This is a genomic window from Geodermatophilus sp. CPCC 205506 (assembly GCF_051383635.1).
Classification (GTDB): domain Bacteria; phylum Actinomycetota; class Actinomycetes; order Mycobacteriales; family Geodermatophilaceae; genus Geodermatophilus.
In genome coordinates this window covers 1-25,390 of the sequence record NZ_JALPKP010000068.1, presented here as the reverse complement: position 1 = coordinate 25,390, position 25,390 = coordinate 1, and the positions used below count along the sequence as shown (strand labels likewise).

General features: G+C 74.0%; 27 protein-coding genes and 1 pseudogene. 19 read left to right on the top strand and 9 right to left on the bottom strand.

Translation table 11 applies throughout. The features are described 5' to 3' along the window. The 18 genes from MY520_RS25400 to MY520_RS25315 all read left to right on the top strand — a co-directional run. Positions 1–829: flagellar hook-length control protein FliK (locus MY520_RS25400; protein WP_436695477.1), on the top strand; the 829-nt coding region annotated here is incomplete at its 5' end. Positions 830–845: 16 nt separating this feature from the next. Beyond that, complete coding sequence (locus MY520_RS25395; protein WP_436695476.1) at positions 846–1,271, top strand: flagellar hook assembly protein FlgD; 426 nt, start codon at positions 846–848, stop codon at positions 1,269–1,271. A 43-nt stretch (positions 1,272–1,314) separates the two neighbouring features. Further along, the gene (locus MY520_RS25390) at positions 1,315–2,538 is read left to right on the top strand and encodes a flagellar hook protein FlgE (RefSeq protein WP_436695475.1); all 1,224 of its coding nucleotides are present in this window, start codon (positions 1,315–1,317) and stop codon (positions 2,536–2,538) included. Positions 2,539–2,749: 211 nt separating this feature from the next. Then, positions 2,750–3,031, top strand: coding sequence for a flagellar FlbD family protein (locus tag MY520_RS25385; RefSeq protein WP_436695474.1), 282 nt, complete (start codon positions 2,750–2,752; stop codon positions 3,029–3,031). Positions 3,032–3,034: 3 nt separating this feature from the next. Continuing rightward, a complete protein-coding gene (locus tag MY520_RS25380) occupies positions 3,035–3,805 on the top strand; it encodes a motility protein A (RefSeq protein WP_436695473.1) in 771 nt (256 codons plus the stop codon). After that, positions 3,802–4,707 (top strand): flagellar motor protein MotB, encoded by a 906-nt coding sequence (locus MY520_RS25375; RefSeq protein ID WP_436695472.1) that lies wholly within the window; start codon positions 3,802–3,804, stop codon positions 4,705–4,707. Before MY520_RS25380 ends, MY520_RS25375 begins: the two co-directional genes overlap by 4 nt. After that, positions 4,700–5,170, top strand: coding sequence for a flagellar basal body-associated FliL family protein (locus tag MY520_RS25370; protein ID WP_436695471.1), 471 nt, complete (start codon positions 4,700–4,702; stop codon positions 5,168–5,170). Before MY520_RS25375 ends, MY520_RS25370 begins: the two co-directional genes overlap by 8 nt. A 93-nt stretch (positions 5,171–5,263) precedes the next feature. Beyond that, complete coding sequence (locus MY520_RS25365; protein ID WP_436695470.1) at positions 5,264–6,229, top strand: flagellar motor switch protein FliM; 966 nt, start codon at positions 5,264–5,266, stop codon at positions 6,227–6,229. Further along, positions 6,226–6,969, top strand: coding sequence for a flagellar motor switch protein FliN (gene fliN, locus MY520_RS25360; protein ID WP_436695469.1), 744 nt, complete (start codon positions 6,226–6,228; stop codon positions 6,967–6,969). The genes MY520_RS25365 and fliN overlap by 4 nt, the downstream gene beginning before the upstream one ends. A 5-nt stretch (positions 6,970–6,974) precedes the next feature. Beyond that, positions 6,975–7,364 (top strand): FliO/MopB family protein, encoded by a 390-nt coding sequence (locus MY520_RS25355; RefSeq protein ID WP_436695478.1) that lies wholly within the window; start codon positions 6,975–6,977, stop codon positions 7,362–7,364. Further along, positions 7,364–8,203 carry a flagellar type III secretion system pore protein FliP gene (gene fliP, locus MY520_RS25350; RefSeq protein WP_436695468.1) on the top strand — a complete coding sequence of 280 codons (840 nt, stop codon included), beginning with the start codon at positions 7,364–7,366 and terminating at the stop codon, positions 8,201–8,203. Before MY520_RS25355 ends, fliP begins: the two co-directional genes overlap by 1 nt. A gap of 6 nt (positions 8,204–8,209) precedes the next feature. After that, positions 8,210–8,485 carry a flagellar biosynthesis protein FliQ gene (gene fliQ / locus MY520_RS25345; RefSeq protein WP_436695467.1) on the top strand — a complete coding sequence of 92 codons (276 nt, stop codon included), beginning with the start codon at positions 8,210–8,212 and terminating at the stop codon, positions 8,483–8,485. A 7-nt stretch (positions 8,486–8,492) separates the two neighbouring features. Then, positions 8,493–9,257, top strand: coding sequence for a flagellar biosynthetic protein FliR (gene fliR / locus MY520_RS25340; protein ID WP_436695466.1), 765 nt, complete (start codon positions 8,493–8,495; stop codon positions 9,255–9,257). A 3-nt stretch (positions 9,258–9,260) separates the two neighbouring features. Further along, a complete protein-coding gene (locus MY520_RS25335; RefSeq protein ID WP_436695465.1) occupies positions 9,261–10,397 on the top strand; it encodes an EscU/YscU/HrcU family type III secretion system export apparatus switch protein in 1,137 nt (378 codons plus the stop codon). Positions 10,398–10,482: 85 nt separating this feature from the next. Beyond that, entirely contained in the window at positions 10,483–12,525 is a 2,043-nt protein-coding gene (flhA, locus tag MY520_RS25330; RefSeq protein ID WP_436695464.1) for a flagellar biosynthesis protein FlhA, read from the top strand. After that, positions 12,506–14,893, top strand: coding sequence for a hypothetical protein (locus MY520_RS25325; RefSeq protein WP_436695463.1), 2,388 nt, complete (start codon positions 12,506–12,508; stop codon positions 14,891–14,893). The genes flhA and MY520_RS25325 overlap by 20 nt, the downstream gene beginning before the upstream one ends. Then, positions 14,890–15,123: a hypothetical protein gene (locus MY520_RS25320; protein WP_436695462.1), complete on the top strand. Its 234-nt coding sequence runs from the start codon at positions 14,890–14,892 to the stop codon at positions 15,121–15,123. The genes MY520_RS25325 and MY520_RS25320 overlap by 4 nt, the downstream gene beginning before the upstream one ends. A 140-nt stretch (positions 15,124–15,263) precedes the next feature. After that, positions 15,264–16,187: a type IV toxin-antitoxin system AbiEi family antitoxin domain-containing protein gene (locus MY520_RS25315; RefSeq protein ID WP_436695461.1), complete on the top strand. Its 924-nt coding sequence runs from the start codon at positions 15,264–15,266 to the stop codon at positions 16,185–16,187. Between the two features lie 86 nt (positions 16,188–16,273). On the opposite strand, the gene MY520_RS25310 is transcribed toward MY520_RS25315, so the two are convergent. From MY520_RS25310 to MY520_RS25290, 5 genes are all read right to left on the bottom strand, one after another. Then, positions 16,274–17,569 carry a PhoH family protein gene (locus MY520_RS25310; RefSeq protein WP_436695460.1) on the bottom strand — a complete coding sequence of 432 codons (1,296 nt, stop codon included), beginning with the start codon at positions 17,567–17,569 and terminating at the stop codon, positions 16,274–16,276. A 223-nt stretch (positions 17,570–17,792) separates the two neighbouring features. Next, positions 17,793–17,978, bottom strand: a complete 186-nt coding sequence (locus tag MY520_RS25305) for a hypothetical protein (protein WP_436695459.1) — start codon at positions 17,976–17,978, stop codon at positions 17,793–17,795. Positions 17,979–17,981: 3 nt separating this feature from the next. Next, the gene (locus MY520_RS25300; protein WP_436695458.1) at positions 17,982–19,199 is read right to left on the bottom strand and encodes a DUF885 domain-containing protein; all 1,218 of its coding nucleotides are present in this window, start codon (positions 19,197–19,199) and stop codon (positions 17,982–17,984) included. A gap of 13 nt (positions 19,200–19,212) precedes the next feature. Continuing rightward, positions 19,213–19,992, bottom strand: a complete 780-nt coding sequence (locus MY520_RS25295) for an isoprenyl transferase (RefSeq protein WP_436695457.1) — start codon at positions 19,990–19,992, stop codon at positions 19,213–19,215. Between the two features lie 110 nt (positions 19,993–20,102). Beyond that, positions 20,103–21,236, bottom strand: coding sequence for a glycoside hydrolase family 16 protein (locus MY520_RS25290; RefSeq protein ID WP_436695456.1), 1,134 nt, complete (start codon positions 21,234–21,236; stop codon positions 20,103–20,105). Between the two features lie 338 nt (positions 21,237–21,574). On the opposite strand from MY520_RS25290, the gene trhA reads away from it, so the two are divergent. Next, on the top strand, positions 21,575–22,390 hold the full coding sequence (gene trhA / locus MY520_RS25285) for a PAQR family membrane homeostasis protein TrhA (protein WP_436695455.1): 816 nt from the start codon (positions 21,575–21,577) through the stop codon (positions 22,388–22,390). A 60-nt stretch (positions 22,391–22,450) separates the two neighbouring features. Here the strand turns inward: trhA and MY520_RS25280 are convergent, their stop codons facing one another. The 4 genes and pseudogenes from MY520_RS25280 to MY520_RS25265 all read right to left on the bottom strand — a co-directional run. Then, a complete protein-coding gene (locus MY520_RS25280) occupies positions 22,451–23,725 on the bottom strand; it encodes a geranylgeranyl reductase family protein (protein ID WP_436695454.1) in 1,275 nt (424 codons plus the stop codon). Positions 23,726–23,769: 44 nt separating this feature from the next. Then, positions 23,770–24,432: a maleylpyruvate isomerase N-terminal domain-containing protein gene (locus tag MY520_RS25275; RefSeq protein ID WP_436695453.1), complete on the bottom strand. Its 663-nt coding sequence runs from the start codon at positions 24,430–24,432 to the stop codon at positions 23,770–23,772. A 19-nt stretch (positions 24,433–24,451) separates the two neighbouring features. Then, the gene (locus tag MY520_RS25270) at positions 24,452–24,952 is read right to left on the bottom strand and encodes a hypothetical protein (protein WP_436695452.1); all 501 of its coding nucleotides are present in this window, start codon (positions 24,950–24,952) and stop codon (positions 24,452–24,454) included. Positions 24,953–25,135: 183 nt separating this feature from the next. After that, positions 25,136–25,390: pseudogene (locus tag MY520_RS25265) on the bottom strand (N-acylglucosamine 2-epimerase); the annotation flags it as partial.

Here is a 25,390-nt window from a genome sequence, read left to right as displayed (position 1 = left end):
CGGCGTCGCGGCGGGTGCCGGGGGCACGACGGCTCCGGCCCCGGGCGCGGTCCCGGCCGCGGCGCCGACGACCCCGGCGACGCCCGCACCGTCCGCGGCCGGCACCGCCGCGAGCCTGCTGCCCGGGCTCACCGTCGTCGTGGCACCGCCGGCAGCACCGGCGTCTCCCGCTCCGGAGGCCGGCGTCCCGGCAGTGCCGGCCGTGCCGCTGCCGCTGGTCGCCGAGGCGGCCGCGGGATCGGCGTCCGCCGGTGCCGGCTCCACCCCCGAGGAGCAGGCGGCTGCGCCGGCTCCCGCCGCCTCGCCGACCGCACCGGGCGTCGCCCCCGCACCCGCGCCGGCCCCGGTGGCGGCGGCCCTCCCGGACACGACCGCGCCGACGACCCCGCCCGTGGGCAGCCAGGTGGCCACCCAGGTCGCCGTCCTGCGCAGCGGGCCCGACGGCGTGCACACGATGACCGTCGTCCTCACCCCGGAGGTCCTCGGGCCGGTCGAGGTGCAGGTGACGCTCGACCGGGGGACGGTCGACCTGACCCTGCGCGGCGCCACCGAGGCCGGCCGGACCGCGCTGCTCGAGGCCCTGCCCGACCTGCGGCGCGACCTGCAGAGCGCCGGCCTGACCTGCTCGCGCGCCACCGTCGACCCCGACTCCGGGGGCGCGTGGTCCTCGGCGCACCAGCAGGGCGCCCCCGGTGACCGGACCGGCCAGCAGGACCGCGGCGACGGCCGGCCCCGGACGTGGCCCGGTGCCGCTGACTCCGGCGAGGTCCGGCCGGCTCGCACCTCCCCCTCCTCCTCCACGTCCACCGGCGTGGACGTCCGCGTCTGAGAACGGAAGAAGCCCCATGACGACCCCGGTGAGCGGGACCGGCTCCGCGGCCTCCACCCCCGCCACGACCACCGTCGACCGTCCCGACCAGATGGGGAAGGACACCTTCCTCAAGCTGCTGGTCGCCCAGTTGCGTTACCAGGACCCGTCCAACCCGGCCGACAGCAGCCAGATGATGTCCCAGACCGCGGTCTTCACCCAGGTCGAGAAGCTCGAGGCGATCGCGACGCAGAACGCCGCGATGCTGGCCCTGCAGCGCTCCTCCAGTGCCGGCGCGCTCGTCGGCCGGGTGGTCGCCTACACCGACGAGTCCGGCGAGACCAAGACCGGCGCGGTCAACTCCGTCCGCCTCGCCACCGACACCGCCGAGGCGACCGCCTACATCGGCGGCGTCGCCGTGCCGGTCGCCCGCATCACCGAGATCTCCGCGTCGCTCGTCTGACCGCCCGCCTCCCACCCGTCCCACCTCCGAGGAGCCCCTCGCCATGCTGCGTTCCATGTTCTCGGCCATCTCCGGCCTGCGCGCCCACCAGACCAAGATGGACGTGACCGGCAACAACATCGCCAACGTCAACACCGTCGGCTACAAGGGTCAGCAGACCGTCTTCGAGGACACCCTGTCCCAGGTGCTGCGCGCCGGCGGGTCCCCCACTGACGGCCGCGGCGGCACCAACCCGGCCCAGGTCGGGCTCGGCGTCAAGGTCGGCGGCATCACCACGAACTGGACCCAGGGCGCCACCCAGAACACCGGCCGCTCCACGGACTTCATGATCGAGGGCGACGGCTTCTTCGTCGTCCAGGCCGGCACCGAGCAGCTGTTCACCCGCGCCGGTTCCTTCAGCTTCGACGCGTCGGGCAACCTGGTCACCAACAGCGGCGCGATCCTGCAGGGCTGGACCGCCGGCCCCGACGGCACGGTGGACCCCAACGGCCCCATCGGGGGACTGCAGATCCCCTACGGCCAGGGCACCCCGCCCCAGCGCACCGAGACCGGCGCGGTCACCGGCAACCTGTTCGCCGGTGCCACCTCGACCCCGCCCACGGCGGTCGAGACCACGATCAGCATGTACGACAACCTCGGCAACGCCGTGCCGGTCACCTACACCTTCACCAAGACCGCCACGGCCAACCAGTGGACCCTCACGGCCAACTCCGGCGCCACCGCGCTGACGGTGAGCACGCCGACCGTCACGTTCAACGGCACCGGCGGGCTCTCCTCCGGGGGGACGGTGACCCTGTCCGGGCTGCCGGGCTTCGCAGCCGGGGAGACCGTGGCCCTCGACCTCTCCGCCATGACCCAGTACGGCAGCCCCACCACGGCGACCGCCAACGAGCAGAACGGCTTCAGCGCCGGGACCCTGCAGTCGTTCAGCCTCGGCAACGACGGCACGATCACCGGCGTCTTCTCCAACGGCGAGCGCCAGACCCTCGGCCAGCTGGCCCTGGCCTCCTTCGCCAACCCCAGCGGCCTGGAGAAGGCCGGCACCAGCACCTTCCGCGCGGCCAACAACTCCGGGCTGGCCAACATCGGGCAGGCCGGGACCGCCGGCCGCGGCGTCCTCTCCGCCGGTGCGCTGGAGATGTCCAACGTGGACCTCTCCGAGGAGTTCACCGGGCTGATCGTCGCCCAGCGCGGTTTCCAGGCCAACAGCCGGGTGATCACCAGCTCCGACGAGATCCTGCAGGACCTGGTCAACCTCAAGCGCTGAGTGCGGACCTCTCTCCTCCGCCTGGCGGCCCGGCCCCTCTCCGGAGGGGCCGGGCCGCCGCGCTGTTCGGCCGTTCCCGCAGGTCACCCCGCAGGGTGAGGGCGCCGGTTCGGCTCAAGGCCGACGCCCGCGAGGCCGATGACAAGAGCAGCCGGGCAGAGTCGCCACGCGGCCGCCCCTCCCCCTCCCGATCGAGCTTGAGGACCCACCCGTGATCCGTGTGACGCGCCTGAACGGAGAGCGGTTCGCGCTCAACCCCGACCTCGTCGAGCGGGTCGAGGGCCACCCCGACACCGTCGTGTTCCTCGTCGACGGCACCCGGTACGTCGTCACCGAGAGCGTCGACGAGGTGCTCGTCGAGATCCGCGAGTACCGCGCGAGCATCCTCGCCACGGCCTACGAGATGGACCGGGGCACCTACCGCTCGCCACTGTCCTCGGAGGAGGACGGGAACGCCGCCGTCGTCCCCTTCCCGGCCCGCGAGGAGCGCTGACCCGTGGACCCCGCCACCCTGATCGGGTTCGTCGTCTCGCTCGTCGCCCTCCTGGCGTTCATGGTCCTCGAGGGCGCCGACCCGACCTCGCTGATCTTCCTCCCGGCGATCGTGCTCGTCATCGTCGCCACCTTCGGCGCCGCCATGTCGAGCCAGACGATGGCCGACCTCAAGAAGATGCCGGCCTGGTTCAAGATGGGCGTGCTGCCGGCCGCGGTGCCGCCGGCCACCGAGCAGATCCAGACCCTGGTCAGCCTCGCCGAGAAGGCCCGCAAGGAGGGCCTGCTCGCCCTCGAGGCGCAGGTCAAGCAGATCGAGGACCCGTTCCTCAAGCGCGGCCTGCAGATGGGCATCGACGGCACCGACCCGGAGCAGCTGCGCGAGGTCCTCGAGGGCGAGATCGCCGCCAAGAAGGCGGAGGACAAGGTCGCCGCCAAGTTCATGAACGCGATGGGCGGCTACGCCCCGACCATCGGCATCATCGGCTGCATCGTCGGCCTGATGAACGTGATGGGGAACCTCAGCGACCCTGCGGCGCTCGGCCCGATGATCGCCTCGGCGTTCGTCGCCACGCTGTGGGGCGTCATGGCCGCGAACTTCTGGTTCCTGCCCATGGGCGCCAAGATCCTGCGGGTCAGCGAGCTGCAGGCCGCGCAGATGGAGCTGCTGGTCGAGGGCATCGCCGAGATCCAGGCCGGCACCAGCCCCCGCGCCGTCCGGCAGAAGCTGATCTCCCTCGTGCCGCCCAGTGAGGTCGCCAGGGAAGCCGCGTGAGTGCCGGCCACGGCCGCCGCCGGGGCAAGAAGCACGTCGAGGAGGAGCACGAAAACCACGAGCGGTGGATGGTGTCCTACGCGGACATGATGACGCTGCTGCTGGTCCTGTTCATCGTGCTGTACGCCATGAGCCAGGTGGACAAGGCGAAGTTCGCCCAGCTGGCCAGCGGCCTCTCCGACGCCTTCGGGACGCCGGTCTCGGTCATCCCGGCCGCCACGCCGGAGGGGTCGGTGCTCGACGGGCTCCCCGGCGTGATCGACATCGGCTCGGCCATCCCGCCGGACCAGACCGTCGAGCAGGCCGAGGTCGACGCCGCCGCCGCGCAGGCCGCCCTCGCCGAGGCCGAGCGGGTCGCGACCGAGGCGCAGGCGCAGTACCAGGACCTGGCGGCCGTGCGGGACCGGATCGAGGCGGCCCTGGCCGCCACCGGCCAGTCGGGCTCGGCCCGCTACGAGATCGACGAGCGCGGCCTGGTGGTGCACATCGTCGCCGACCAGGTGCTCTTCGACGCCGAGGAGGCCGTGCTCCGCCTGGAGGGCCGGCAGATCCTCGACGCGATCGCGCCCGCCCTGCGGGAGCTGCAGAACTCCCTCGGGATCGAGGGCCACGCCAACCACCTGCCGGTCACCCCCGGCGGTCCGTGGCCGTCGAACTGGGAGCTGTCGGCCTACCGGGCGACCACCGTCGTCCGTCACCTCGCCACCATCGGCGTGCCGCAGGACCACATGGTCGCCAACGGCTACTCCGACACCCGGCCGCTGGTCCCGCCGGCGGACCCCAGCTCCATCACGGTCAACCGGCGCGTCGACGTCGTCGTGATGTCCACCGCCTCCGCCGAGGCGAACGAACTCCTGCCCGGCCTGGACGCCGGCGCGACCGAGGAAGGCACGCATGGCTGACAAGAAGAAGACGGCCGAGACCCCCGAGGACGGCGAGGCGAAGGGCGGCAGGAAGAAGCTGCTCGTCGTCGGCCTGGTGGCGCTGCTCGCCGTCGCCGGCGCCGCGTACTTCTTCCTGTTCGCCGGCAGCGGCGAGGCCGCGGCCGACGAACCGGTGGCCGGGGAGGTCCTCCCCCTCGAGTCGATCGCGGTCAACCTCGCGGGAGGCGGCTACCTGAAGGTGGGCATCGCCCTGCAGCTGACCGAGGCGGCCGCGGGCGGCGGGCACGGGGGTGCCGCCGTCGACGGCTCCGAGGCCCTCGACCTGGTCATCTCCACCTTCTCGCAGGCCCAGCCGGGCGACGTCGTCGGCGCCCGGGACGCGCTCAAGGCGGCCCTGGAGCAGAAGATCGTCGAGGCCTACACCGACGAGGAGACCGAGATGGTCATGGGCATCTACTTCACCGAGTACGTCACCCAGTAACACCCTGCACCACCCGTCACACCCGTCCGCCCTGATCGGCAGCGCCCGTCGCCGCCGGTCAGGGCGGACTCGTCTCCCGCCGATGAGTGGGGGGTGACCCGCCCCGAGAACGGCCCCGCACAGGGACCGCTGTCAGCAGCGTCATCGGGCGCCCGCGGCAGGCGCGGAGAGCCCCGCACGTACGACTTCCGCCGGCCCACCAAGCTCTCCCGCGAGCACGTCCGGGTCCTGCAGATCGCGCAGGAGGCGTTCGCCCGCCAGGCCACCACCGTGCTCACCTCGATGCTCCGCGCCGGCGCCCGGCTGGAGCTGCTCGGCATCGAACAGCACTCCTACGACGACTACGTCGCGACGCTGCCCAACCCCTGCTTCATGGCCACGTTCACGATCGAGCCGCTGGCGGGCAAGGGCCTGCTGGCCTACCCGCTGGACATCGCGATGGCGGCCGTCGACCACATGCTCGGCGGCTCCGGTGCCTCCGAGCAGCCCGACCGGCCCATGACGGTGATGGAGACCTCCATCACCAACCACATGCTCAACCGCCTGCTGGCGGAGTTCACGGCGTCGTTCACGCACATCGTCCAGCTGCAGCCCGAGCTCAGCGAGGTCGAGTACAACCCGCAGCTGGCCCAGGCCGCGGCCGGGTCGGACACGGTCATGGTCGCCACGTACGCGATCGGGATCGGCAGCCGCTCCGGCGAGGCCACCCTCGTGCTGCCGTTCTCCTCGTTCGCGACGGCCCTGAACAACGCCGCCTCGCCGCACCTGTCGGAGTCCGCCCAGGCCAAGCGCCGGCGCGCCTTCGAGGCCCTCACCGAGCGGCTCACCCAGGTGCCGGTCGAGGTCGGGGTGCGGTTCTCCCCGCTCGAGGTCTCCTCCGAGGACCTGCTGTCCCTCGCCGTCGGAGACGTCCTCCTGCTGCGCCATCCCCAGGACGCGCCGCTGGAGGTCACCACCAACGACGTGGTGTTCGCCTACGCGATCGCCAGCAACCACCGACGCCGGCTCGCCGCCGCCATCGTGCCCACCCCGCTCGCAGCCCAGAAGGACACCGCATGACCGCCACCGTGGAGCACTCGCAGGCCTCCGAGACCGTCATCGCCGTCGTGGCGTCCGCCGCCCGCGCCGCCGCCGCCCTGGTGCCGGCGACGGTCGAGCTGGTGCCCGGCACGCCGGTCAGCGACCCCGACGCCGTGCTGCTGCCGGCCGAGGCGGCCGCGGCGGTCATCGCCCGGCTGTCGGGCGAGGTCAGCGGGGACGTCGTCCTCGTCGTCTCCGCCGAGATCGTCGACGCCCTGGCCAACTCGCCGGTCGGCCGGATGGACCTCGCCGCCGCGCTGCGCCCGGCCCTCGAGGCCGCCGCGGCCACCCTCGGCCGGGTCCGGGTGGACTCCGAGCGCGTCGAGGACCCGGACACCGCCATGGACGGGCTGCGGGACAAGGGCATGTTCGTCGCCGTCCCCCTGCTGGCCGACGGCAGCACCGTGGAGGCGGCCCTCGCCCTGCAGGTCACCCTCCCCCAGTCGCGCACCCAGCGCGGCAGCCTCGACCTGCTGCGGCACGTGGCCATGGAGGTCACCGTCGAGATCGGCCGCACCCGCATGACCGTCGGCGAGCTGCTCTCCCTGCACCCCGGCGAGGTCGTCGAGCTCGACCGTGCCGCCAGCGCGCCGGCCGACCTGCTGGTCAACGGCACCCTCATCGCCCGCGGCGAGGTCGTCGTCGTCGACGAGGACTTCGGCCTGCGGATCAGCGAGATCGTCACCGACGCCGCCACCGAGCTGGGGAACCACTCGTGACCTGGATGGTCGTCCGGCTGCTGCTGACGCTGGTCTTCGTCGGGGGGGTGCTCTGGTTCGCCGCCCGGCTGGCGAAGAAGCGCGGGCTCGGCCAGGGCAACGGCCTGATCGAGGTGGTCGCCCGGCAGCGCATGGGGCGGGCCAGCTCGGTCACCGTCGTGCGGATCGCCGGCCGGGTGCTGGTCGTCGGCGCCACCGAGGAGCAGGTCACCCTGCTCGCCGAGGTGGACAGCGACGCCGTCGAGGAGGCCGTCGAGGAGCGACGGGCTGCGCTGGCCCGGCCCGCGACCGCGACCGGTGCGCCGGCCAGCGGTGTGCTGGCCGGCTCGGTGTTCGACCGCGCCGGCTGGACGACGTTCGTGCAGCAGCTCCGGGAGCGGACGGTCCGCCGCTGATGACCTCCTCCTCTCCGAGCGCGGCGCGCGGCGCCCCGTTCGCCCGGCACGTGGGCCTGGTCCTGCTGCTGGTGGCGCTGCTCGGGGTCGTCCTCACCCTGCTGGCCGACCCCGCCTCCGCGGCACCCACGGCACCGACCGCGCCGACCGCCCCCACCGCACCGACGGTCCCGGCCGTCGACGGCGGCGTGGACATCTCCGTCGGCAACGGCAGCCCGAGCACCTCGATCACGCTCATCCTGGCGATCACCGTGCTGTCGGTGGCGCCGGCGGTGCTGCTGCTGGCCACCTCGTTCACCAAGATCATCGTCGTCCTGTCGCTGACCCGCAACGCACTGGGGATGCAGTCGGCGCCGCCGAACTCGGTGCTCACCGGCATCGCCCTGTTCCTGACGTTGTTCGTCATGGGTCCGGTCTTCTCCGACATCAACGAGGTCGCGGTCCAGCCCTACCTCGACGGCACGATGACGGTGTCGCAGGCCTACGAGACCGGCGTCGTTCCGCTCAAGGAGTTCCTGCTCGCCAACACCCGCGAGGACGAGCTGTCGCTCATGGTCGGCCTCTCCGGTGAGGAGGCGCCGGCCGACCGCGAGGCGGTCAGCATCACCACGCTCGTGCCGGCGTTCGTGCTCTCCGAGCTCAAGAGCGCCTTCATCATCGGCCTGGTCGTCTTCATCCCGTTCCTGGTGCTCGACATGATCGTCAGCGCCGCGCTCATGGCGATGGGCATGATGATGGTCCCGCCGGCGATGGTCTCCCTGCCGTTCAAGCTGCTGCTGTTCGTGGTGGTCGACGGCTGGGCGCTGATCACGACGGCGCTGGTCGGGAGCTACGGGTGATCGCGCATGACTGACGCCGACGTCACGGAGATCGCGGTCAAGACCATGCTGGTCGCCGCGAAGGTCGCCGCCCCGATCCTGCTGACCGCGCTGCTGGTCGGCTTCCTCATCTCGCTGTTCCAGGCGGCCACGCAGATCCAGGAACAGACGCTGTCCTTCGTCCCGAAGATGATCGCGGTCGCGATCGCCCTGCTGGTCACGGGCAACTGGGTGCTCTCCGAGCTGGTCAGCTTCACCGAGGGCCTGTTCGAGACGCTGCCCCGACTGCTCGACCGGACCTGAGCCACCCGTGGACCTCGAGGTCCCGGCCACGACGCTCGCGGCGCTGCTGCTCGGCACCGCCCGCGCGGCCGGTTTCGTCCTGCTGTCGCCGCCGTTCAACTCCCGGGCCATCCCGGCTCCGGTGAAGGGCGCGCTCGCCATGGCGCTCTCCGTGGCGCTGATGACCCGGATCGCCCCGGAGCTGCCCGAGCCGACCACCGGGTTCCTCGTCGTCGGCGCGGTCACCGAGGTGGTCGTCGGCGCCGCGCTGGGTTTCCTCGTCCAGCTGCTGTTCGCCGCCGTCCAGTACGCCGGTGACCTCATCGACATGACCGGTGGCTTCACGCTGCAGCCGGCCTACGACCCGATGTCGATGACCACGAACTCCGCCATCGGCCGGCTGCACCACCTGCTCGCGACGACGCTGCTGTTCACCAGCGGCGGTCACCTGCTCATCGTGCGCGGCTTCGCCACGTCCTACGAGGGGCTGCCGGTCGCCGGCGGCATCCCGACCGACCAGCTCGGGCAGGTGCTGATCACGGCGTTCTCGATGATGTTCCTGGCCGCGCTGCAGATCGCCGGGCCCATGGTGGCGGTGCTCCTGCTGGCCGACGTCGCCCTGGCGCTGCTCAGCAAGGCCGCGCCGGCGCTGAACATCTTCGCGTTCGGCTTCCCGGTCAAGATCATGCTGACGCTGACGCTGCTCGGCCTCACCTTCCCGCTGCTCCCGACGGCCCTCGACGAGCTGCTCGAGACCGCGACGCGGGCCATGGTCTCCCTGCGGAGCGGCTGACCCGTGGCCAAGGACGGTCCCGGTGGCGAGAAGACCGAGAAGCCGACTCCGAAGCGTCTCAAGGAGGCGCGCAAGGACGGCCAGATCCCGCGCACCCAGGAGCTGGGCACCTGGCTGGGCGCGGCGGCGGCGAGCGTGCTGCTGCCCGTGCTCGTCGGCAACGCCTTCGACGGGGTCGGCCGGCTGTTCGTCCAGATCGGCGTGGTCGCCACCCGGCCCGAGGCCAGCGCCCTGTCCGCGCTCTTCGGCCAGGCGCTGACCACGTTCCTGACGGCGCTGCTGCCGATGGCCCTCGGGCTCATGGTGGTCGGTGTCGTGGCCTCCGCCGCCCAGGGCGGGATCTCCGTGTCGGCCAAGCCGATGAAGCCGACGCTGAAGAAGCTCAACCCGTTCCCCGGGATCAAGCGGATGTTCGGCACCCACGGCATCTGGGAGGCCGCCAAGGCCGTCATCAAGACCGCCGCCCTGCTGACCGTCGTCATCGTGACCAGCGGCCGGGCGCAGGAGCTGGTCTCGGCGTCGGGCGCCCTGCCGCTCGCGGCCGTCGCCGCGACCTTCACCGACTCGGCGGTGCTCATGTTCCGGGTCGTCGCGGTCACCGGCCTGGTCATCGCGGTCGCCGACTACCTCGTGGTCCGCCAGCAGATCATGAAGAAGCTCAAGATGAGCAAGTACGAGATCCAGCAGGAGCACAAGCAGTCCGAGGGCGACCCGCACATGAAGGCGCAGCGTCGCGCCACCCAGATGGCGATGTCGCGCAACCGGATGATGAGCGAGGTCGCCACGGCCGACGTCCTGCTGGTCAACCCCACCCACGTGGCGGTCGCGCTCAAGTACCAGGCCGACCGCGGCGCCCCGCGGGTGGTCGCCAAGGGCGCCGACGAGATCGCCGCCACGCTGCGCGAGAAGGCCGCCGAGGCGCGGGTGCCGATGGTGCAGGACATCCCGCTCGCCCGGGCGCTGCACGCCTCCTGCGACATCGGCCAGGAGGTCCCCGCCCAGCTGTTCACCGCGGTGGCGCGGGTGCTGGCCTTCGTCATGCAACTGTCGGCCCGCGGCGTCCGCGGCGGGTTCCACCGGCCCGGTTTCGCCGCGCCGGACGTCGACGACCTCCCCGTGGCCGGCCGCCGCCGGCGCTGAGGTGCCCCTGGGGCGGGCGTGACGGGTGGGGCGGGCGACGTCCCGGCCGTGCCCCGCTCAAGCCGAACTGCCGATGAGTTCACTCGTGCACAAGGTGACGAAGGCGGCCGTCCCGATCGGCGTCGTCGCCATCGTCCTGATGCTGGTGGTCCCCCTGCCGGCCGCGGTCCTGGACCTGCTGCTCGGCCTCAACATCACCGCGTCGCTGCTCATCCTGCTGGTCGCCATGCAGATCAAGCGGCCCCTGGACTTCGCCGTCTTCCCGTCGCTGATCCTCATCGCCACGCTGTTCCGGCTGGCGCTCAACGTCTCCTCGACGCGGCTGGTGCTGACCGACGGCTACGCCGGCAAGGTCATCGAGGCCTTCGGGCACTTCGTGATCGGCGGCTCGCTGATCGTCGGTCTGGTGATCTTCGTGATCCTGACGATCATCCAGTTCGTCGTCATCACCAACGGTGCCGGCCGCGTCGCCGAGGTCGGTGCCCGGTTCACCCTCGACGCGATGCCCGGCAAGCAGATGGCCATCGACGCCGACCTCAACGCCGGTTTGATCAACGAGAAGCAGGCTCGCCGGCGGCGTTCCGAGGTCACCGCCGAGGCCGACTTCTACGGCTCGATGGACGGCGCGTCGAAGTTCGTCAAGGGCGACGCCATCGCCGCCATCATCATCACGCTGATCAACCTGATCGGCGGCATGGCCATCGGCGTCCTGCAGCTGGGCATGGCGCCCGGTGACGCCGTCTCCACCTACTCGCTGCTAACCGTCGGCGACGGCCTGGTCTCCCAGATCCCGGCGCTGCTGCTGTCCACCGCGACCGGCATCATCGTCACCCGCTCGGCCTCCGACGGGGACATGGGCAGCGACCTGCTCGCCCAGCTCGGCCGGTTCAAGCAGCCGGTGCGCATCGCCGGCGGCGCCGCGATCGCCCTGTGCCTGATCCCCGGTCTGCCCAAGCTGCCGTTCCTCGTCATCGGTGGGCTGTTCCTGCTCATGGCCGCCCGCATGCAGGAGACCCCGCTGGAGGACGACGACGCCGCGCCGGCCCCCGCCGCGGACGACGAGCCCTCCCCCGACTCCCCCGAGGCGATCGCCGAGAAGATGCGGGTGGACCCGCTGGAGCTCGAGGTGGCCTTCGACCTGGTCGACCTGGTCGACAGCGCGCGCGGTGGGGACCTGCTCGACCGCGTCAAGGCGCTGCGCCGGAAGGTCGCGATGGACACCGGGCTGGTCATCCCGCTGGTGCGCACCCGCGACAACCTGGACCTGCCGTCCTCGCAGTACGTCATCTGGCTCAACGGCGTCCCGGCCGCCAAGGGCATCTCGCCGGCCGGGACCGTGCTGGCCATCGGCGACGCCCTCGACGGGCTGCCCGGCAAGGCGACCCGCGAGCCGGTCTTCGGTCTGCCCGCCAAGTGGGTGCCGGTCGAACTGCAGCGGCAGGCCGAGATGGCCGGCGCCACCGTCGTCGACCGCTCCTCGGTCATCACCACCCACCTGGCCGAGGTCGTCCGGCAGCACGCCGCCGAGCTGCTCGGCCGGGAGGACGTGCGGGTGCTCGTGGAGATGGTCCGCCGCACCCACCCGGTCGTCGTCGAGGAGCTCACCCCGACGCTGCTCACCCTGGGCGAGATCCAGCGGGTGCTGCACGGCCTGCTGGAGGAGAACGTCTCCATCCGCGACCTGGTGCGCATCTTCGAGGCGCTGTCGGTGCGGGCGAAGATCTCCACCGACGTCGACGGCCTGGTCGAGGCCGCCCGCGCGGCGCTCGGGTCGGCCATCAGCCACCCGTACGTCACGCCGGACGAGCGGCTGCACGTGCTCACCCTCGACCCCGCGTTCGAGCAGCGGCTCCTGGAGTCGGTGCGGCAGAGCGAGGGCGGCCAGGTGCTGGCGCTCGACGCCGGCACGGTCGACGCGCTCGTCAACGGGTGCACCGGCCTGCTCGGCGACGCCGAGCGGCTGGGCCTGTCCCCCGTGCTCGTGTGTTCCCCCCAGGTCCGGGCAGCCCTGTCCCGCCTGATGCGTCAGATCCTCCCCCGCCTGCCGGTGATCTCCTACACGGAGGTCTCCCGGACGGCCCAGATCGAGTCACTGGGAGTGGTGAACGGTGCCGTTGCCATCCGTTGAGGCCGCCTCGCGCGAGGCCGCCATCGCCGCAGCGCGCGAGAAGTACGGGTCGTCGGTCCGCATCGTCGGCATCCGCCGGGTCCGCTCGGGCGGGGTCATGGGCTTCTTCACCACCGAGCGCTTCGTCGCCGAGGTGGAGGAGGTCGCCCCCGCTCCCGCGGTGGAGCGCCGGCCGGCGTCCCGGGCCGAGTCCGCAGCCCGCATCGAGGCCGCGCTGCGTCGGGACCCCGTGCTGCCGGACCCGGTCGACGAGGTCGCCGGGCTGTTCGCCGGTGGTGCCGACGACGGCGTCGACCTGTACTCCCGCTCCTCCTGTCCGCGCAGCGACCGGCCCGCCGGGCGCGCCGCGGCCGGGCGCGCCCCCCAGGCGTCGTCTCACGCCGCGCCGCCCCGGGCCGCGGCTCCGTCGTCGGCCGGGTTCCCGGCTGCGTCGGCTCCCCGGACCGCCGCGCCGCGCGTGACGCCGCAGCGCACGGCGGCTCCGGCCCCGGCCGCGGTGCTCGACGACGCCCCCCTCGCGCCGTCGCCGTTCACCGCCGCACTGGCGCAGATGGTGACCGCCGACATCGACGTCCGTGACGCCGTGGCCGAGGCGCTCGCCGCCACGCCCGCCGCCCACACGCCGGTGCCCACGCCCGAGGCCGTGGTGCCGATGGCCGCACCGGCGCCCCCGCCGGTCGTCGAGGCGCCGAGCTGGGAGCCGCAGGCTCCGGTCGAGGAGTTCCTCGCGCCGGTGGAGGAGCGGCCGGTCGTCGCGGCTACCCCGGCTCCGCCGGTCGCGGCCGCCCCGGCCGCGCCCGTAGCGGCGACCCCGGTCGTCGAGCCCGTCTCGCCGGACGTCCTGTGGGGTCCGGCCCCGACCGCCACCGTCGCGCCCCCGGCCTCGGTGGTCGAGCCGGTCGCCGTGCCCGTCGCCGTGACCGAGCCGGTCGCCGTGGTCGAGCCGGTCGCCCTGCCCGTCGCCGAGCCCGTCGCCGTGACCGAGCCCGCCGTCGTGTCCGAGCCCCTCGTCGAGCCCGAGCCGGTCCCCGTGCCCGTCGCCGAGCCCGAGCCGGTCCCCGTGCCCGAGTGGGTCAGCGAGCCGGACTTCACCACCGGGCCGATCACCTCCCGCGAGGAGGCGATCGCCGAGGTGCTGCGCGCGGCGCTGGCCCACGACACGTCCGACGCGGCGCTGACGCAGCTGCTCCGCGGGGTGCTGGCCGGCGCCTCCGCGCCGGAGCACGTCGAGGCCCCGGCGTCTCCCGTCGACGACTACGACTACGCCTTCGCCGAGGCGCACACCGCCGAGATCCCCGTGTGGGTCGACGCCGACGCCGAGGCCGACGAGTGGGAGGTGGTCGCGGAGGTGCTCGCCCCGACCGCCAGCGACCCGGCCCCGCTGCCGATGGACGCCACCACCGTCCTGCCCCCGCTGTCGCTGCTGCCGCCGCCGGCGCCGGGCACCGCGCTCGCCGTCCCGCCCCTGCTCTCGCGACCGCCGGTGCCGCCGGCGATCCGCCGTCCGTCGGCCGCCGCGGGTCACCAGGTGGCCCGTGCCTCGGGCGGCCAGGGCGGCGGGCTCGCCACGGTCACCCGCCTGCCGGTGGACAAGCGCGCCGCGTCCTGGCGGCGGAGCGCGCCCATGGTGGTGACCTCGGTGCGCGAGCGCCCGCCGGTCGGGGGCGGTTCCGGCCCGGTCGTCGGCGCGGCCGAGGAGGCGGTCGTGTGCCGCCTGCTGGAGCTGGGCGTGCCCGAGCGGCTGCTCGGCGGCGACTTCCCCGCCGAGATCGCCCGCCGCGGCACCTACGCGGCGCTCACCCGCGCCCTGGCCACCGGCCTGCCCACCGCACCGGCGCTGCCCAGCGGCCAGGGTGAGGTCCTGCTCCTCGTCGGTCCCGGCGTGGAGACCCTCGCCGCGGCGCGCTCGCTGGCCGCCTCCCTGCGACTGGACGGCGAGCGCCTGCAGTGGGCCACCCGTGGCGACCTCGCCGCGCTGGCCCCGCGCAGCAGCCGGGTGAGCAGCATCGAGGTCGCGCTCGAGCGCAAGCAGGAGGCCGACCGGTCCGGCACGCTGACGATCGTGGCGGTCGACGCCCCGCTGCGTGCCGGTGGCGGTGCCTGGCTGGAGCAGATGATCGCGGTCTTCGCGCCGGCCGGCGTCTGGGCCGTGGTCGAGGCCACCCGCAAGCCGGAGGACGTCGGTCCGTGGCTGGACGGGCTGGCCCGCGTGGACGCGCTGATGGTGCAGGACACCGACCTCACCGCTGACCCGGCCGCGGTCCTGGGCCGCACGACCACGCCCGTGGCCCTCCTCGACGGTGCCCGGGCGACCGCGCACCGCTGGGCGTCGCTGCTGTGCGAGCGGCTGGAGACCTCCGGGGCATGAGCCCGCTGCGGTGGGACGTGCTCGCGGTGGGGTTCCTGCTCGCGCTGCCGGTCATCGCGCTCGGGCTGCGGGGCGGCCTCTCCCTCGACGAGGTCGCCCTCCGGCTGCCGTGGTGCCTGGCCGCCGGATGGGGCGCGGTGGCGCTGCTCCGCTGGGCCGGGACACCCCGCCGTCCTCCCGCCGCCGCGGACCGCGAGCCCGAGCCGGAGCGGGAACTCCCCGTCCCCTGACCCGCTCCCGCGGTGTCGTGATTGCTGTTGCGGTCCTGCACGACCGCAGGAGCGCGCGAGACACCGCAGGAGCGCACGGCGCCGTCCACAGATCCGCCGAGTGCGGTCTCCGCGCAGAACTCCGAGGCCACGCTCGCCGGGTGAGCCAACTCGAGTCCTGGCGCGGCCTGCTGCGGCGTGCCGACGCCCTCGCCGAAGGGCTGTCGGACGGCGAACTGGCCCGGCTGGTCCGCCGCGGTGACCTCGAACGCCTCCAGCGCGGTGCGTACCTGGCCCCGGGAACGGACGTCGAGCGGCACCGCCTCGTGGTGGCCGCAACGGTCGCCGGGCTGCGCCGACCCGGCGTCGTCAGCCACACCTCGGCCGCGGTCCTGCACGGTCTGCCGCTCTGGGGCACATCCACGACCCGGGTGCACCTGATCCGCCGGCCACCCGCGGCGGGCAGCGGCAGTGCGCGCGTGCACCTCCACGTCGCCCGGCTCCCCGACGACCAGGTCACCGTCGTCGACGGCGTCCTCGTCACCGACGTCGCCCGCACGGTCGTCGACCTCGCGCGCACGCTCCCGTTCGAGCCGGCTGTCGTGGCCGCGGACGCCGCGCTCGCGGCCCGCACGGTCGTCCCCGCGTCACTGACCGCCTGCCTCGCCGACATGGGGCCGGTCCCGGGAGCGCGCCGGGCCGCCCGGGTGCTGCAGTTCGCCGACGGGCGGAGCGGGAGCGTCGGCGAGAGCCGGAGCCGCGTGCTGATCCGGCGGATCGGCCTCCCGGCACCGGAACTGCAGGTACGTGTGGAGCGCCCCGACGGCAGCGTCGTCGGCCGGAGCGACTTCGGCTGGCACGCGCAGCGGACGCTGGGCGAGTTCGACGGGCGGGTGAAGTACGGGCGACTCCTCCGGCCGGGTCAGGACCCCGGAGACGCGGTGTTCGAGGAGAAGCTGCGCGAGGACGAGATGCGCGACGCGGGCTGGCAGATGGCCCGCTGGACGTGGGGTGACCTGGACCGGCCCGGGGTCGTGGGCGCGCGCCTGCACCGGGCCTTCTCCCGGGGCCCACGCGCCGCCTGAGCCCGCTCTTGCGGTCTCCCGCCCGCAGTTGCGGTGGTGCAACACCGCGGAAGGGGGCAGGAGACCGCAAGAGTCGGCCGGCGGGGTCAGCTGGGGAGGTCCTCCAGCATCTCGGTGACCAGGGCGGCGATCGGCGAGCGCTCCGAGCGGGTCAGCGTCACGTGCGCGAACAGCGGGTGCCCCTTCAGCTGCTCGACCACCGCGGCGATGCCGTCGTGCCGGCCGACCCGCAGGTTGTCCCGCTGGGCGACGTCGTGGGTCAGCACCACCCGCGACCCGGAACCCAGCCGGGACAGCACGGTGAGCAGCACCCCGCGCTCGAGCGACTGCGCCTCGTCGACGATCACGAACGAGTCGTGCAGCGACCGGCCGCGGATGTGGGTCAGCGGGAGCACCTCGATGAGGTCACGGGAGGCGATCTCCTCGAGCACCTCCTTGGAGACCAGCGCGCCGAGGGTGTCGTAGACCGCCTGGGCCCAGGGCGACATCTTCTCGCCCTCGCTGCCCGGCAGGTAGCCGAGTTCCTGGCCGCCGACGGCGTACAGCGGCCGGAAGATGACCACCTTCTTGTGCGCCCGGCGCTCCATCACCGACTCCAGCCCGGCGCACAGCGCCAGCGCCGACTTGCCGGTGCCGGCCCGCCCGCCGAGGGAGACGATGCCGATCTCCGGGTCCAGCAGCAGGTCCAGGGCCACCCGCTGCTCCGCCGAGCGGCCGTGCAGCCCGAACGCCTCCCGGTCGCCGCGCACCAGCCGCACCTGCTTGTCGGGGGTGACCCGCCCGAGCGCCGAGCCGCGGGAGGACAGCAGCACCAGCCCGGTGTGCGGCGGCAGCTCGGCCGCGGCCGGCACGAACACCTCCCCGGACTCGTACAGCTCGTCCAGCTCGGCGTCGTCCAGGGACAACTCCGCCATCCCCGTCCAGCCGGCGTCGACGGCGTCCAGGGCCCGGTACTCGTCGGTGTCCAGGCCGACGGCCGCCGCCTTGACCCGGAGCGGGACGTCCTTGGTGACCAGGCAGACGTCGTGGCCCTCGGCGCGCAGGTTGAGCGCGACGACCATGATCCGGCTGTCGTTGCTGTCGTTGCGGAAGCCGGCCGGGAGCACTGCCGGGTCGCTGTGGTTCAGCTCGACGTGCAGCGTGCCGCCCTCCTCCCCCACGGGCACCGGCGCGTCCAGCCGGCCGTACTGCACCCGCAGGTCGTCGAGCATGCGGAGGGCCTGTCGGGCGAACCAGCCGAGCTCCGGGTGGTTGCGCTTGTCCTCGAGCTCCCCGATCACGACGAGCGGGAGCACCACGTCGTTGTCGCCGAGGCGCAGCAGCGCGGCGGGGTCGGAGAGCAGGACGGAGGTGTCGAGGACGAACGTGCGGCGAGTACTCACGAGTCGACTCCCGTGGGGCGCGGTGCGCGCCCCGGCTCGAAGGTGGCCGGGTCCCGGCGCAGGGGCCGGGCTCCGGCCCCCCTGGTCGACGAAGACGTCTGCACCAACCGGGCCTCCCGTGGACGACGAGGTGTGCTCGTCCTCCACCTCGGACGGTAGGCCCGGGAGGTGACAGGAACGTGTCCGTCCGGAGGCGTGTCCCCCTATCGGGGCACCATCCGGCTCATCCGTCCCAGGGCCGGCGGCGCGGCCGGACGGCGACCAGCGCCCATCCGAGCGGCACCAGCAGCACCGGCCACTGCAGGGCGAGGTCCCCCACCCACCAGATGCCGCCGACCAGCAGCACCGCCAGCCACCCCGCCGTCCACAGGCCGAGGTCGCGGGCCTCCTCCGAGGTGCGCCGCGCCATGCCTCAGACGGCCTGCAGCTCTCGGGTGACGGCGGCCGGTGTCAGCGGCTCGTCGAGCAGCCGGACGAAGCGGTCGGCGACCGGCTGGCCGGCCGGGCGGGCGTCCAGCCAGGTCGACAGCAGGTCGAAGCCCTCGACGTAGGTGGTGATGTAGGCGCGCCACAGCGGGTGGGTGAGGAACCGCAGCTGCTGGCGGGCGCGGTCGGCGCTCACCAGCGACCACCGCTGGATGTACGCGGCCACCTCGTCGGCGTCCGCACCCCGGTCGTGCAGGAGGACGGCGGCGTCCTGGCGCACCCGGTTGAGCGGCGCCACCGCGGCGGCGACCCGCTCGGCCAGGTGCCCGTCGAAGCGCAGCCCGAGGTCGGCGAGCACCTCGGCGGCCCACGGCCCCCACCCCTCGCCGATCGAGGCCTGCACCCCGAGGTCGGCCAGCCCCTCGGCCATGAGGCACTCCGGCGTGTTGACCAGGAAGACCGTGTGCTCCAGCCGCGCGGCGCGCTCGACCAGCCCCTGCTCCTTGCGGCAGTGCTCGGTGTGGTGCCCGGGGTAGGACTCGTGCGCGACGAGGTGCGGCAGCTGGCCCAGCCGGTGCGGGAGGTCGGCGTTGATCGCCACCCGGGAGCGGTAGTCGCCCTCGTAGTAGTTGAACCCCGACCACGGCTTGTCGGTGACCACCTCGTACCGCACGGTCTCCGCCTCGGGCAGCCCGTACTCCCCGCGCACCCGGTCGCGCAGCGCACTGGACAGCGCCTGGACGGCGTCGGCCAGCCGGTCCGGCGGGCACTCCTCGCGCCGCCGGTGCGCGGCGTACCGCTCGGTCAGCGAGCCGGTGCCGGGCAGCAGCGCGTCGAGCTCGGCGTGCGCGGCGGCGTAGGCCGCCGGGTCGCCCAGCGTCAGCTCGACCTGGAAGTAGCTGGCGACCTCGTCGAGGAAGGCGACCGGCTCGCCGCTCATCTTCCGGGCGCTGCACTCCAGGCCGGTCAGCTGACCGTGCAGGAACTCGGCGCGGTCGGCCGGCAGCTCCGCGGCCGCGAGCTCGCCCAGCAGCTCCCGCGCCCGGTCGCGCAGCCCCTGCGGCGTGGGCGCCGGCTCGTCCTCGACCTCGGCGCGGATCCGGCGGTCGCCGGTGTAGGCGTCGACGAAGCCGGACTCCAGGCGGTCGAACCGCAGGCCCAGCCGCACGTACTCCAGGGGGACGTCGAGAGGTCGGGCCGTCACGGCGGTGAGTTTCTCAGCCGCCGAAGCGCCGGTGCCGGGCGGCGTAGGCCCGCAGCGCGCGCAGGAAGTCCACGCGCCGGAAGTCGGGCCAGTAGACGTCGGTGAAGTGGAACTCCGAGTGCGCGGTCTGCCAGAGCAGGAAGCCGGACAGCCGCTGCTCGCCGCTGGTGCGGATCACCAGGTCGGGGTCGGGCTGCCCGCGGGTGTAGAGGTGCTCGGCGATGTGCTCGACGTCGAGCACCCCGACGAGCTCGTCGAGCGTCGTCCCCCGTTCGGAGTGCTCGGCGAGCAGCGAGCGGACGGCGTCGGCGATCTCCCGCCGTCCCCCGTAGCCGACGGCGAGGTTCACCGTGGCCCCCGGCCGGTCCCGGGTCTCCTCCTCCGCCTGCTTGAGGACGGCGACGGTCTCGGCCGGGAGCAGCTCGAGCGCGCCCACCGGACGCAGCTGCCAGCGCCGGCCGGGAGCCGCGAGGTCCTCGGCGACCCCCTCGATGATCCGCAGCAGCGGCACCAGCTCCGGCTCGGGGCGGGAGAGGTTGTCGGTGGAGAGCAGGAAGAGGGTGACCACCTCGACGCCCGCCTCGTCGCACCAGCCGAGGAAACCGGCGATCTTGTCCGCGCCGCGGCGGTGGCCGGCGTTGGGGTCCTCGAGCCCGATGGACCGGGCCCAGCGGCGGTTCCCGTCGACGATCACCCCGACGTGGCGGGGCACCTCGGCGTCCTCCAGCTGGGCGGCCAGCCGCCGCTCGTACACCCCGGTGAGGACGTCGCGAACCCACTGTCGCACCCCCACAGGGGTCACCCTAGGCCCGCGTCCGGGAGCCGCGCCGACCCGGTCGACGACACCGGCGCCCCGCCCGGCCGCAGCCGGACGGGGCGCCGGGGCACCCGTGGACGTGGCGGTCAAGCGCGCGACCAGGCCGCCACCCAGTCGACCTGCACGTGGCCCGCGGCGCCGGAGCTCGGGGCGCCGCCGTCGAGCGCGGTCTCGGTCTGGAGCACCCAGCGCATCGGGTCGGTCGGGATGGCGCTGCGGTCGGTGGTCGACTGCGCCTGGCCGTCGAGGATGAAGGTGACGCTGTCCGGCGTCCACTCGATCGTCGCGGTGTGCCAGTCGGTCATCGACGCACCCGTGTTCATGTGCCACGCGTTGCGCGACGGGTTGCCGGTCACGTCGTGCGCGAAGCCGCTGATCGTGCTGTCGAGGTCGGCCTCGGGGAAGTCGATCTCACCCTGGCTCCAGTCGTCGTTGGACGGCCACAGCAGCCAGGCGATCTTGTAACCGGGCACGTCGTCGGCGCGGAAGCGCACCGAGTACCGGCCGTAGAGCTGGCCGTCCCAGGCCTGGCCGTCGATGGCCGGCGTGAGCGCCGCGACCTGGGCCCCGCCGTTGCCCGAGTGCAGGTTCTTGTCCACCACGCCGCCCGACACGCTGACCACGGCGTCGCTGTTGTACGTGCCGTTGCCCGAGGTGTCCTGCGACCCGTCGTAGCCGGACCAGCCCGGGTAGACGGAGTCGAACTGGCCGAGCGCGGCGTCGCGGGTGAAGTCCTCGGCGAGCACCAGGTTCCAGCCCGGGAGGTCCTGGGCCGGGACGGCACTGCCGGAGGTCACGACCGGCGCCGGGGGCGCGACCGGAGCGGGTGCCGGCACCGGCGCGGGGCGCTGGGTCGTCTGCGCGGCGGAGCGGCTCGTGCTCGGGGCGGACGCGGCGGACCCGGTCGACGTCGAGCCCCTCTCCGCGGTCTCGGCCGCCGGCGTCTCGACCGGCGGGGGCACGACCTCGGTCGACTGCGTCGGCGCGGGCGTGGTGGGAGTCGCACCCTGCGCCAGGCGCCAGGAGGACTCGCGGGAGTCCCGCGACGCCCGGTCGCCGGCGACCGCGCGGGCGCTGGTCTCCGCCGGAGCGGCGGTGGCGGCCGACGACGACTGCTCGACGGAGACGGCTTCATGGCTGACGACGAGGCCACCTCCGACGGCGCTGGTGATCACGCAAGCCGAGAGCAGGCGACGGGCGAGGAAGAATTTGAGAAACATCGACGAGGACGGTAGCGGTGTGTGAGCAGGTGAATACCAAGCGATCAACTCCGTAGTGCGTCGTGGCGTAGGAGCAGCGTCCGCGTGCTGAGCGTGACCACCGTGGGTGAAAGCGCAGGTCACGAAGGGATAACGCGTGACGGACCGGTCCCACTGGAAAACCGTCTCCCGGAGCGGTGCCGGGTCCCAGCAGCCCCGTTCGCGACTTCCGTCACAGTCGCCCCAGTGTCCCGCCAGTCACACCGGTCACACGCGCCCCGGCAGTGACGGCCGAGCAGGGCGGGGACCCCAGGTTCGCCACCCGGCCCGGTCACCTACGGCTGCGTAACCTCGGGTGCATGAGCGCTTCCCCCCAAGGTCGCGAACCGGTGCGCATCGAGGCGGACGGTGCCGAGCTCGAGGCCCCGCGCACGGAGGCGGTCTCGACCGTCCTCCAGGAGGGCGAGCGGGTCGAGCAGACCTGGACCGCCGAGGACTTCGACGACGCCGACTGGGACCACCCCGACACCCGGCCGCGGATGCGCGGCTGGCTGCACCTGTTCGCCTTCTTCGGTGCCGTCGTCGCCGGCGCCGTCCTCGTGCCGCTGGCCTCGGTGCTCGGCGCGCGCTCCGGCTTCTCCATCGCCGTCTACTGCCTGACGATCTGCGGGCTGTTCGGCATCAGCGCGCTCTACCACCGCCGCCGCTGGTCACCGCGCGGCTGGAAGATCATGAAGCGGCTCGACCACTCGATGATCTTCCTGTTCATCGCCGGCACGTACACGCCGTTCGCGCTGCTGGCCGTCGACCAGCCGACCGGTCTCTGGATCCTCGCCGGCGTCTGGGCCGGCGCCCTGGCCGGGGTCAGCCTCAAGCTGACCTGGCCGACCGCCCCGCGGTGGGTGGGGGTGCCGCTCTACATCGGGCTGGGCTGGGTGGCGGTCTTCATCCTCACCGACATCCTGCACATCGCCGGCGTGGCATCGCTGGTGCTGCTGGCCGTCGGCGGCGTCCTCTACACGGTGGGCGGCGTCGCCTACGCGCTCAAGAAGCCCAATCCCTGGCCAGGCGTCTTCGGCTATCACGAGGTCTTCCACGCGATGACCGTCGTGGCCGCGCTCTGCCACTACATCGCCGTCTACTTCGCGATGTACAACAGCCCGTTCCTGGGCTGAGAAAGGACCCCCTCCTCCCCACCCCTCGCACGCTCGGGGCGGTGCCCTGGAGGGGGCCGGTCAGGCCGTCCGGAGATCGGCGGCGGGGAACGGCGGACGGTCGTCCAGCCGCACCGACAGCCGCCCGGCGGCCCGCCAGGCGCGGGCCACGACGTCGCGGTCGCCCTCGGTGACCAGGTTGCCCATCACCCGCAGGGCGACCGTCATCAACGCCCGCGACCGCATGCCCGCCGGCCCGGCGGCCGGGAGGAATCGCGGCACGGTCAGCAGGCCGGCCAGCCGACGGGCGATGGAGAACGCGTCGCCGTAGTGCCGGCGCAGGGTGGCCGGCCAGGCGAGCGACCAGTCGTCCTCGTCGAGCAGCCCGGCGATGCTCCGGCCGGTCTCCAGGCCGTAGTCGATGCCCTCGCCGTTGAGCGGGTTCACACAGCCCGCGGCGTCCCCGATCAGCGCCCAGTTGCGCCCGGCGACGTTCGACACCGCGCCGCCCATCGGCAGCAGCGCCGAGGCCGGCGCCTCCACCGGCCCGTCCAGCCGCCAGTCCTCGCGGCGGGCGTCGGCGTAGACCTCCAGCAGTGCCTTGAGCTGCACCCCGGCCGGACGGCGGGCGGTGGCCAGCGTGCCGACGCCGAGGTTCACCTGCCCGGACGCCGCCCCGAGGGGGAACACCCAGCCGTACCCGGAGAGCAGCTCCCCGGCGCCTCCGCGCAGCTCCAGGTGGGAGGAGATCCACTCGTCGTCCGCCCGCCCGGAGCGCACGTAGCCGCGGGCGGCGACGCCGTAGGCGGTCTCCCGGTGCCACTCCCGGCCGAGCACCCGCCCCAGCGGGGAACGGACGCCGTCGGCGACGACCAGCCGCCGGCACGCCACGGTGACGGTCTCGTCGTCGGGCAGCTCGAACACCACGCCGGTCACCCGGTCCCCGTCGCGCTCCACGTCGACGGCTCGGGCGCCGTCCAGCGGAACGGCGCCGTGGGCCAGGGCGACCTCGCGGATGCGGGCGTCGAGCTCGGTGCGCGGCACGGCGCTGCCGTGGTCGGGGAACTCCCCGCCGGGCCAGGGCAGCTGCCACTCCCGACCGAAACCGGCCGCCCGCAGCCCGCGGTTGCGGGCGCGGGCGCGGGCCCAGTCCCCCAGGCCCAGGTGGTCGAGCTCGGCCATCGCGCGCGGCGTCAGTCCGTCGCCGCAGGTCTTGTCGCGCGGGAAGGCCGCGGCGTCGGCGAGCACGACGTCGTGCCCGGCCCGGGCCGCCCAGGCCGCGGCGGCCGAGCCCGCGGGGCCGGCTCCGACGACGAGGACGTCGGTCGCGGTCGGGAGCTCGGCGCCGGCGGTCACGCCCCCAGTGTCCCTGGTCGCGACGACGGCCCGGCGCGCGCCGCTCAGCCGAAGAGCGGGAAGCGCTCCGCGGCCGTCCCGATCTCGGCCCGGTCCACCGCGGTCAGCGGCTCGCGTCCGGTGCCGCGGCGGGCCGCGGTGACGCCGTCCCACGACGCGGGCAGCGGCCCGCCGAGCAACCCCTCGAGCACCCGGCGGACCTCGGCCAGCGGCGCCGCGCCCGGCCCCGGCCGGTCCAGGTGGAGCACCAGGTCGAGGTGGTGGACCGCGGCCTCGACGACGAGCGTGGACAGCAGGTCGGCGACGGTCAGGGTCGAGCCCTGGGTGCGGACGGCGGCGTCGGGCGCCACCCGCCCGGCCGCCACGACGACCGCCGCCGAGGCCTCCGCGTAGCGCCGCTGGACCGCGCCGAACCCGCCCTGCACGCTGGCCGCCACCCGGGTGCTCCACAGCTCGTCCTCGTCGTCGGGCGCCGGCGGACGCCAGGACCGCCAGTAGTCGACGGCCGTGGTGTCCGCCGGGCCCGGCGCCGGCGTGTTGAGCGCGACCAGAGCCCGCCGGGCGTCGCTGAGCAGGTGGAACCCGAGGTCCACCGGCGTCCAGCCGGCACAGCCGGTCGGCTGCCAGCCCTCCCCGGCGCTCAGCGAGGAGAGCACCTCGGTGAGGTCGGGATAGGCGGTGCGCAGCAGGTCCAGCGGCTCGGGCACGCCGCCAGCCTGGCACCGCTCACTCGGGCCGGGGACCCCGCGCGCGCACCTCCTCGACCGCGGACATGGCGTCGCGCAGCTCGCCGAGCCAGGACTCCGCGTGCTGGCCGACCAGCCGGACGGCCCACACCAGCGCCTCGGAGCGCGACCGGGCGACGCCGGCGTCGACGAGCGTGTCGAGGACGAGCCGCTCGGGCTGGCGCAACCGGGTCATCACGGGGACCGAGAGGTTGGTGAACAGCTCGTGCTCGTCCCCGCACGCCGCACCCCAGGCGACCGAGCGGCCGTAGCGCTCCTGCGCGGCGTCGGCGATGGCCATGCGCTGCTCACGGGTCTCCTCCCGGAACCGGGAGATCCGGCCGGCGCGGGCGGCCGCGGGGTCGCCCTCGCCCGGCGAGGGCTCGGCGAGCGTGCCGACGACGGTGATCTCGTCCCGGTCGATGCTGAGGTCCACCGGGCCGGTGAACCAGCCGTCCGGGAGCCGGCCGGCGAACCAGCCTGCGACCTCGGCGCGCTCCACCGGGGGCGGCGCCTCGGGCCCGCGACCCCGGCCGCCCGGTCCACGGCCGCGGAACCCGCCGCCGCGAAAGCCCCCGCGCATGCCCGCGAACGGCGAGTCGGAGAAACGATGGTGGTGTCCGTGCACGACGGCCTCCCTCAGCGTGGTGATTACACGCTTACACGGTAAGACTGCCAGCGGTCCTCAGGAAGGGTCCATCGCTCCGCCCAGAGCGGACACCTCCGTCACCGGGGCGGAGCAGACGAAGCCCCGGCAGACGTAGGCGGCGGGCCGGCCGTCCACGAGCGGGCGCCCCGCCAGCAGCGGCACCCCGGGGGCGTCGGGCTCGCCCACGACGACGACCGCCCCGGGGCTGGTGGACGCCCGCGCGGCCGCCGCGAGGGCGTCGCGCTCCGGCCCGGCCGGCCCGCTGACCGCGACCTCCAGCGGGCCGGCCAG